Source organism: Photobacterium pectinilyticum, assembly GCF_024357955.1.
Classification (GTDB): Bacteria; Pseudomonadota; Gammaproteobacteria; order Enterobacterales; family Vibrionaceae; genus Photobacterium; species Photobacterium pectinilyticum.
This window is the reverse complement of the sequence record NZ_JANEYT010000182.1, coordinates 1-1,258: the sequence shown is the minus strand read 5'-3', so window position 1 is coordinate 1,258 and position 1,258 is coordinate 1. Positions and strand designations below refer to the sequence as shown.

The 1,258-nt window shown below is 45.5% G+C and carries 1 protein-coding gene; it reads right to left on the bottom strand.

The window, feature by feature from the left end:
- Nucleotides 1-8: 8 nt before the first annotated feature.
- Nucleotides 9-1,186, bottom strand: a protein-coding gene (locus NHN17_RS25770; protein ID WP_255045525.1) for an IS3 family transposase whose coding sequence is annotated in 2 segments (ribosomal slippage) — nt 9-919 and nt 919-1,186 — 1,179 coding nt in all. Because the reading frame shifts where the segments join, the coding sequence is not laid out codon by codon here.
- Nucleotides 1,187-1,258 lie beyond the last annotated feature (72 nt).

Sequence of the window (1,258 nt, the reverse complement as noted above, 5' to 3'; positions counted from 1 at the left end):
TGAAGTGGTCAAGTGAAATTGGCCACGGTCTTAGAGTCATTCCAGAATAACCGTTCTGACTCATTTGGCGTCAGGCCACCATTATATTGATGTGGCCTGATCTCGCTGTAATATCCTGTGATGTACTGTGTGATTGAACGCTGTGCCTGGGCAAAACTCTCATAGCCTATTGATGGTACCCATTCTGTTTTCAAGCTTCGAAAGAATCGTTCCATCGGGCTATTATCCCAACAGTTTCCTCGACGGCTCATGCTTTGCGCAATTTGATATCGCCAGAGTAATTGTCGAAATTTCAAACTGGTATAATGCGAGCCTTGATCGCTATGGAACATAACATTTTGTGGTTTTCCTCTGGCTTCAAAAGCCATCGATAGAGCTTTGCCCGTTAAGTTGGTATCGGGTGATAATGACATTGCCCAACCGACAGGTTTTCTTGCAAAGAGGTCTATCACCACGGCTAAATAAGCCCAGCGCGTACCGATCCAAATGTACGTGACATCACCGCACCATACTTGGTTCGGCTCCGTCACGGCGAACTGGCGGTCTAATTTATTGGCTACTTCAACATGTTCTTGATTAGCTTTCGTATAGGCATGCTTAGGCAACTGACAACTTACTAAGCCAAGCTTTTTCATGAACTTGCCAGCACGATACCGGCTCAATGGTATTCCTTTTGTCGTCACGATATCTGCGATAGTTCGGGCACCCGCAGAGCCATTACTGATGCGGTGAGCAGCTTTAACTTCGCTACACAACTCGATGTAGTCAGGGTTAATTGTCTTAGGGCGGCCAGACCAATACTTGTAACTGCTTCGATGAATGCTGAACACATCACAAAGTGTAGAAACAGTGTGGCTCTGCTTGAGTTTCTCGACTAGCGAGAATTGTTCAGCGAGTCGGACATCAAGAGAGCTGTAGCCTTTTTTAATATTTCATTATGTTCTTCGAGGCGAGCCAGTTTCTTCTTCAATTCACGGATCTCAATTTGCTCTGGCGTCATCGGAGAAGCTTTCGGTGAAATGCCTTGTTGCTCTTCTTTGAGTTGGCGAACCCACTTATCCATGGTGGATTTACCGACATTCATTGCCTTGGCTGCTTCAGCTACCGAGTAGCCTTGGTCAAGAACTAACTGCGCAGCTTCAAGTTTAAACTCGGGGCTAAATGTTCTTCTAATACGTTTTGTCATTGTGTCACCTGTTAACTTCCGAGGTGATGATATCACCTCTAATCAGGTGGCCAAATTAACTATGCCACTTCA